The organism is Gordonia sp. 852002-10350_SCH5691597, from assembly GCF_001665715.1.
Classification (GTDB): domain Bacteria; phylum Actinomycetota; class Actinomycetes; order Mycobacteriales; family Mycobacteriaceae; genus Gordonia; species Gordonia sputi.
On the sequence record NZ_LZMO01000120.1, the window covers coordinates 1 to 7,141 of the forward strand.

Sequence of the window (7,141 nt, forward strand, 5' to 3'; positions counted from 1 at the left end):
CTTCGTGTGGACGAAACCGGTCGAGGAGATTCTCAAGAAAGCTCAACCGAAAACCAACTAACGAAACGCGACACTAGTTACTGGCCGCAGCGCAGGCGATCTCGCGTTATTTGATGCGGCCCTTGTGGTGGAGTTTTCCCGGGCGACTCGGCAGAACCAAATGGGTGCGTCGTGACGATGAGAGTTTGTCGTCGAAAACATTCTTGGGAGCCACAGTGATCACGATCAGTGGAGATTCTTCATCCAGGCTCCGTGCTGCGGATTTTGGCTGGATCACGACCGTTCGGCGAGACGGGCAGCCACAGAGTTCCTATGTGTGGTTCCATTTCGACGGAGACACCATCTTCGTGATCAGTCAGCCGCGGGCCGGGAAGATCAAAAACATCGTGTCGAATTCGTTGGTGTCGTTCCATCTCGATGGCGACGGAACACTAGGAAACGGTGTCCTCACGATGGAATGTAGGGCACAGCTGGCTCCGGTCAGTGACACGCCGGAACGTCTCACCGCCTATTTGTCCAAGTACGAGTCACGTATCCGAGATGCGTTGCAATCAACGCCAAGTCGATACGCCGACGAATTCTCTGAAGGCGTGATCTTGACACCTCTCGCGATTCGCGCGTGGTAGTGCAACTGCGATACGGCAAATCTTCGTCGCCCCTAGTCAGGCCCGTTCACGCTGGGTCAGGGACTGTCACAGGGCTGGGACTTGTGTACGTGCGGCACGTCGGCTGTCCTCGAGCTCTCTGGTCAGAGTGCGGGCGTCGTAGTTGCCGAGTACTCGGCAACCCTCGATGAAGAACGTGGGTGTTTCTCGAGCGCCGCTTGCGTGCGCACTGCGCATGTCTCGCCGGACACGTTCAATGACCTCGTCGCTATCGAGATCGTCGGCGAACTGAGCTGTGTCGAGGCCGATGTCGTCGGCATATCTGAGTAGGTCGTGTCGTTCGAGGCCGTCTTGTTGATGAGCGAAGACGTAGTCGAGCCACTCCCAGAACATCTGTTGGCGGGCAGCAGCCTCTGCTGCCTGTGCTGCGAGCATCGCGTGGGGGTGGGTATCGACGAGCGGCAGGTGGCGTACGACGTACCGTAGGTCGTCACCGAAGTGATCGTGCAGATCGTCCCATCCACCGGTGGCATGAGCGCAGAAGGCACACTCGAAGTCCACGTATTCGACCAGTGTGAGTCGTGCGTCGTCCGGGCCGCGGACATGGTCGACCTCCGGGTCGACCTGTGGCTCGAGCGTCATCGGCAGGTCTGCTGTTTGTTCGCCAAACCTGGCGGCCGCCACCCGGAAAATACCCGCACCCAACAGGGTGGCGAGGACCATCGCAAGGAGCACGCCTACTGTCGCTTCTGCACCCATCTGCGATGACACCCCGAACGCCAGATCGATGAGCAGCAGCGACACGGTGAACCCTATTCCGCTAAGAGCCGCACCCCCCATCACGCTGCCCATCCCGACACCTTGGGGTAGACGACCGACGCCCAAACGGACAGCAATGTAGGTCGCGATTGCGATACCGAGAAGCTTGCCCAGAACGAGTCCGAGGACCACACCCCACGCGACTTTTGAACCCAGGGCGTCGCTCAGCACCCCACCGCGCAGATCGACACCGGCATTGGCGAGCGCGAACACGGGGATCACGATCAATGACGTAGGCGTTCGGAGAAACTCATGGAGGCGTTCGTTGACTGAGGTGCCTTTGGCCAGTCCACGTGCGACGGCGCGGTTGGACGCTGCACTCGGGGATTGCCAGAAGTCGCGGAACAGTTCGCGGGCAGCCACCACCTTGTGGCGTTGGGTGGCGTATGCCGGGACGAGAAGCCCGGCGATCATCGCGGTCAGCGAAGGATGTAAGCCCGATTCAATAGTGCTGAACCACAAGGCGATAACGACAACGACGTAGGGTGCTGCCCGCCACTGGCGTGCGCGTCCGAGTAGCCACACCAGCACCAGACATACCAGCGCGATCGCGAGCGGAAGCAGCTTGATCTCGTCGCTGTAGAAAATGCCGATGATGGATACTGCCAAAAAATCATCGACGACCGTCACGGTGAGCAGGAAGATTCGTAATTGTCCGGAGAAGCGTGGGCCGACCAGCGCGAGAGCGCCGAGCATGAACGCGGTATCGGTGCCCACCACGATTCCCCAGCCTTGCAGTGCGCTGCCGCTGCGAACAACGAGTGCATAGATCACCGCAGGAAGGCAGACACCTGCCACACCAGCGATGAATGCCAATCGCACACGGCTGCGGTCGCGCAACGTGCCGTGGGCGAATTCTTGGCGTACCTCCAGTCCAATGAGGAAGAAAAACACAGCCATCAGCCCGTCGTTGATCCAGTGCCGAAGGCTCATGTGAAGTTGCATCGCGCCGATGTTGAACCCGACATCTTGATGCCAAAACTCGCTGTAAGTGTCTGAGACAGGCGAATTCGCCCAAACCAACGCGACGACGATGACCAGCACTGTCAGCATTGCTGAGCCTGATTCGGTGCGCAGGGTGAAGCGGGCCCGCTAGAGAAGTCCTTGTGGCGATGGTGGCTGGTGTGGCATCGGTGGAGTCCTATGGGATTGTCGGATGGTCGGCGTAGGGACGCGAAGTACTGAGTGTGTCCGTAATTAACTGAGCGCCGCGCGGAGATACGGTGCTGTTGTGCCGGCGCCGGCGGCCACGTGTTCTGGTGTGCCCGCAGCGACGATGCTGCCCCCGTCGGCGCCGGCTCCAGGTCCGAGATCAATGACGTAGTCGGCTTGCGCAACAACCCGCATATCCAACTCCACCATGACCACGGTGTTGCCAGCGGTGACGAGGCCTTGGACGTGTTCGAGCAGACGGTCGCTGTCGGCCGGATGAAGGCCTGCGGTGGGCTCATCAAGGATGTACAGCGCGTCACCGCGGTGGGCACGTTGCAGCTCGGAAGCGAGCTTCACCCGTTGGGCCTCTCCCCCGGAGAGTTCGGTGGCTGGCTGACCTAGGTGAAGATAGCCGAGTCCGACATCGCGAAGGACAGTGAGCGACCGCAGTATCTCCTCCTCGCCGACGAAGAATGTATGTGCGTCGTCGATGCTCATGGCAAGGACGTCGGCGATGTTGCGATCGCGCCAGGTGACCTCCAGAGTGCTCTGCGTGTACCGGGTGCCGTGGCAGTCGGGGCAGGGACTGTAGACGCTGGGCAGGAAGAGCAGTTCGATCATCACGAACCCTTCCCCTTCGCACGTCGGGCAACGGCCGCCGGCGACGTTGAAGGAAAACCTGCCGGGCTTGTAGTGGCGCCTTTTTGCCAGCGGTGTCGCGGCGAACAATTTACGCACCCGGTCGAACATGCCGGTATAGGTGGCGACGTTGGAGCGCGGCGTGCGTCCGATGGGTCGTTGGTCGATGACCACGACGCGACGAAGCCCGCCCAGCCCCCCGTCGACATACCCTGACACTGTGCCCTGGTCGCCAGCCAGTAGCAGGTCTGTGTCGTCGGCGTGCTCGTCTGTGTCGGTGGGAAGAGTCGAGCGCCCCAGTGCTTCACTGATCAGCGCAGGAAGAGCCTGACTGACCAGACTTGACTTGCCTGAGCCCGACACGCCTGTCACCGCGGTCAGCACCTTGATTGGGATCAACACATCGAGGGCGTGCAGGCTATTGCGCTCAATCCCTTTGAGGGACAACCATTGAGAGGGTTCTCGTCGTGGTGGTTCGCTCGGGGATGTGGTGTCGAAAAGGTAGCGGCGGGTGACGGATTCCGTCACGTCGGCCAGTCCCCCGGGCGTTCCGCTGTAGAGCACGTGACCGCCGTTTTCGCCGGCTCCCGGGCCGATGTCGACAAGCCAGTCGGCTTCTCCAATGACGGTGAGGGAATGCTCCACCACGAACACGCTGTTACCGCGTTCGCGCAGCCCGTGAAGGATGCGTAGAAGCGCGGGTAGATCGCCGGGGTGAAGACCGGCAGACGGCTCGTCGAGGACATATGCCACGCCGAAGAGTTTCGACGACAACTGGGTTGCCAACCGTAAACGCTGTAGCTCGCCGCCAGATAGTGTCGGTGTCGTCCTGTCGAGCGCCAGGTAGCCCAGTCCGAGGTCGATGATGGGTTCAATCCGCTCCAGCAGATCCTCGGTGAGTCGTTGTGCTGCAACGATTTTCTCAGTCGAGTCGTTCGGGGTGCGCCGCACATCTGGCGCTGCGTCGTGTGCCGATCCCCCAGCGGCGACCCGTTGTTGTCTGGCTGTCGAGCGACGTGTGCGATCCAGTACCTTGCCCGAGGGTCCCTCGACTGGCGCCCACCCCGGCGATGTCACAGCGCGTGCGATGTCGGCGATGGTAGCCAACGGCAACGCGGCAAATTGTGCAATGTCGAGTCCCTCGAATGTGACCGAAAGCGACTCCGCTTTCACTCTTTTGCCGTGACAGCTGGGACACACTGCGCTAGTAACGAATTCGGCGACACGCTTCTTCACGATTGCGCTTTTGGTGTTGGCGAAGGTGTCCAGCACAAAACGGCGAGCCCCGACAAAGTTGCCCTCGTAACTAGGTTCCATATCTGCGGCGATGGCCCGTCGGGTTTGAGCGGGAGTCAGACCCGCGTAGACCGGTACAGTGGGCCGCTCCTCGGTGAACAGAATCCAGTCCCTGTCCTTCTTCTTGAGTTTCTTCCACGGGATGTCTACGTCATAGCCCAATGACACCAGGATGTCTCGCAGGTTGCCGCCGGGCCACCCTGGTGGCCACGACGCAATCGCTCGCTCTCTGATGCTCAGAGACGGGTCGGGCACCATCTTGTCGACGTCCACCTCGTAGACCCGTCCGATCCCGTGGCACGTTGGGCATGCACCTTGAACAGTGTTGGGAGAGAAGTCTTCTGCGTAGAGCATGGGCTGATCGGAGGGATAGCTCCCTGCTCGGGAGTACAGCATCCGGACCAGGCTGCCCAGTGTTGTCACGCTGGCCACTGTGGAACGCGCATTCGTGCCGCCGCGCTGCTGCTGCAATGCCACCGCCGGGGGCAGGCCCTCGACGACATCGACATCAGGCGTACCAACCTGATCGATCAGGCGTCGCGCGTACGGAGCCACCGACTCGAGATAGCGGCGTTGGGATTCTGCGAACAGCGTCCCAAACGCCAACGATGACTTGCCCGATCCGGATACGCCAGTGAAAACCACGAGCCGATCGCGCGGAACATTGAGGTCGACATTAGCCAGATTGTTCTGCCGGGCACCGCGGACAACCACTCCGTCGCGCCAGTCACTGTGAGTATCAGTCGTTTGCGTGCTGCCACCACCATCGGAACTGTGACTCATGTCGGTGACGATAGCGAACAATCCGCGCACGGACACTCCCAAACAGACCGGCGCATTCTGACATCTTGTTGGCACTGCATGTCAGCGACACTCATCAGCGGGCGTGCATACGATGGGATACGGCCAGCCGCCTTGAACACAAGCGCTTTCTAGGCCGATGGCCGCCCGAGATCACCACCAACCCAAGGAGATCGACATGGCAAACGGCAATCGTGCAGTACTGTTCGACAGCCCGAAACACATGAAAGTCGAGGAACTCGACTTCCCCAAGTTGGAGATGCCGAATGGCAAGAAGGCGCCACATGGCGCCATCCTGAAGATGGTCGCGACGAACATTTGCGGCAGCGACCTACACATCTACCGTGGGTCCTTCCCCGTTCCCCAGGGCATGGTCATGGGACACGAGATGACCGGCGAGGTCGTCGAGGTCGGCCCGGACGTGGAGTTTCTGACCGAGGGCGATCTGGTCTCGGTACCGTTCAACGTTGCGTGCGGACGATGTCGAAACTGTCGCGCGCGTCGCACAGAGGTCTGCGAGACGACCAACGCAGATGTGAGTTGCGCCGCCTACGGCTTCAATCTCGGAAACTGGGACGGCGGACAGGCCGAATATCTGTTCGTGCCGTACGCCGACTTCCAGCTCCTGCGCTTCCCCGACAAAGACCAGGCCATGGAGAAGATCCGAGATCTCGCCTTGCTCTCGGACATTCTGCCGACAGCGTTTCACGGACTCATGGAAGCGGGCGCCAAACCAGGATCCACCGTCTATATCGCCGGCGCTGGCCCCGTCGGGCGCTGCGGAGCCGCGGCGGCACGACTGCTCGGGGCCTCGTGCATCATCGTCGGCGACTACCATCAAGACCGGTTGGACCTGGTCAAAAGCAACGGCTGCGAGACTATTGATCTCAGTCAAGACATCCCCCTCACCGATCAGATCGAGGCAATCCTCGGCGAGCCCATGGTCGATTGCGCCGTCGACTATGTCGGCACCGAAGCTCACGGTATCGGTGCTGACGCGCAGTCCATGGACCCCGCAAACGCGATCAATCAGGTTCTCGACGCCACCAGGGCCGGCGGAGCTACTGGCGTTATCGGCGTCTACGGGCCCGACCCACTCGCCGCGTCGAAGGATGAGCAACAGGGCACCTATCCGATCGACTTCGGTAAGGCCTGGATCAAATCGCCACGCGTGACGGCAGGGCAGGCACCGATCATGCACTACAACCGCGAACTGATGATGGCCATCCTCTGGGACCGCATGCCCTACCTCAGCGCAATGCTCAACACCCAGGTCATCAGCCTCGACGAAGCGCCCGCCGCCTACGAGACCTTCGACCAGGGCTCGCCGAACAAATTCATCATCGACCCCCACGGGATGCTCTCAGCCTGAGCGCTACCAGCTACCTAGACGTGGTCGGCCCTGTGTCTGCACAGAAGCGCAGACACAGGGCCGATGGTTTACTAAAGCGAGAACCTAACCCACTGGCGGTGATCACGAGATGGTCGATACACACGACATTGAACTCCCAGTGTTCGAACATTGGTCTACGGCCGACACCACCGACGACACTATTGGCGACCGATGGGCAGAGATCCGTCGACACAGTTACACCGACGTCGCTACCGATCCCGTTCTTCCAGGCTTCTACGGCGACGTTGCTCTCGGCCGATACACCAATTTCACGTTGTCGACCAAGCGCGCCAACGCCGAGGACGCCCGTCGCTCGGCAACCCGCATCGCGCAGGGACATGACGCCGACGAGTATCTCTTTGAATCGCCCCGGGTTCGTCGGAGGCTCTCGAACCTGTGAAGGATGGAGAGCATGGCAGCACCTCGGAAGTACAGC

Annotated in this window: 5 protein-coding genes; 3 read left to right on the forward strand and 2 right to left on the reverse strand. The window is 60.8% G+C overall.

What is annotated here, in order from left to right; all coding sequences use genetic code 11:
• The first annotated feature begins 215 nt into the window (after nt 1–215).
• Nucleotides 216–626, forward strand: a complete 411-nt coding sequence (locus tag A5777_RS24110; protein ID WP_169315778.1) for a pyridoxamine 5'-phosphate oxidase family protein — start codon at nt 216–218, stop codon at nt 624–626.
• Between the two features lie 66 nt (nt 627–692).
• Here A5777_RS24110 and nhaA read toward each other — a convergent pair whose 3' ends face one another.
• Nucleotides 693–2,501, reverse strand: coding sequence for a Na+/H+ antiporter NhaA (gene nhaA, locus A5777_RS09135; RefSeq protein ID WP_269446994.1), 1,809 nt, complete (start codon nt 2,499–2,501; stop codon nt 693–695).
• Nucleotides 2,502–2,621: 120 nt separating this feature from the next.
• Entirely contained in the window at nt 2,622–5,294 is a 2,673-nt protein-coding gene (locus A5777_RS09140; protein WP_197502331.1) for an excinuclease ABC subunit UvrA, read from the reverse strand.
• Between the two features lie 196 nt (nt 5,295–5,490).
• Between A5777_RS09140 and A5777_RS09145 the strand changes: the two genes are divergently transcribed.
• Both A5777_RS09145 and A5777_RS09150 read left to right on the forward strand, forming a co-directional pair.
• Nucleotides 5,491–6,684, forward strand: a complete 1,194-nt coding sequence (locus A5777_RS09145; RefSeq protein ID WP_064862424.1) for an alcohol dehydrogenase catalytic domain-containing protein — start codon at nt 5,491–5,493, stop codon at nt 6,682–6,684.
• Between the two features lie 109 nt (nt 6,685–6,793).
• On the forward strand, nt 6,794–7,105 hold the full coding sequence (locus A5777_RS09150) for a hypothetical protein (RefSeq protein ID WP_064862423.1): 312 nt from the start codon (nt 6,794–6,796) through the stop codon (nt 7,103–7,105).
• Nucleotides 7,106–7,141: the final 36 nt, after the last annotated feature.

Coding starts and splice junctions, on each gene's coding strand:
- A5777_RS09140 (WP_197502331.1), bottom strand. CDS start 5,294: ATGAGTCACAGTTCCGATGGTGGTGGCAGCACGCAAACGACTGATACT.
- A5777_RS09145 (WP_064862424.1), top strand. CDS start 5,491: ATGGCAAACGGCAATCGTGCAGTACTGTTCGACAGCCCGAAACACATG.
- A5777_RS09150 (WP_064862423.1), top strand. CDS start 6,794: ATGGTCGATACACACGACATTGAACTCCCAGTGTTCGAACATTGGTCT.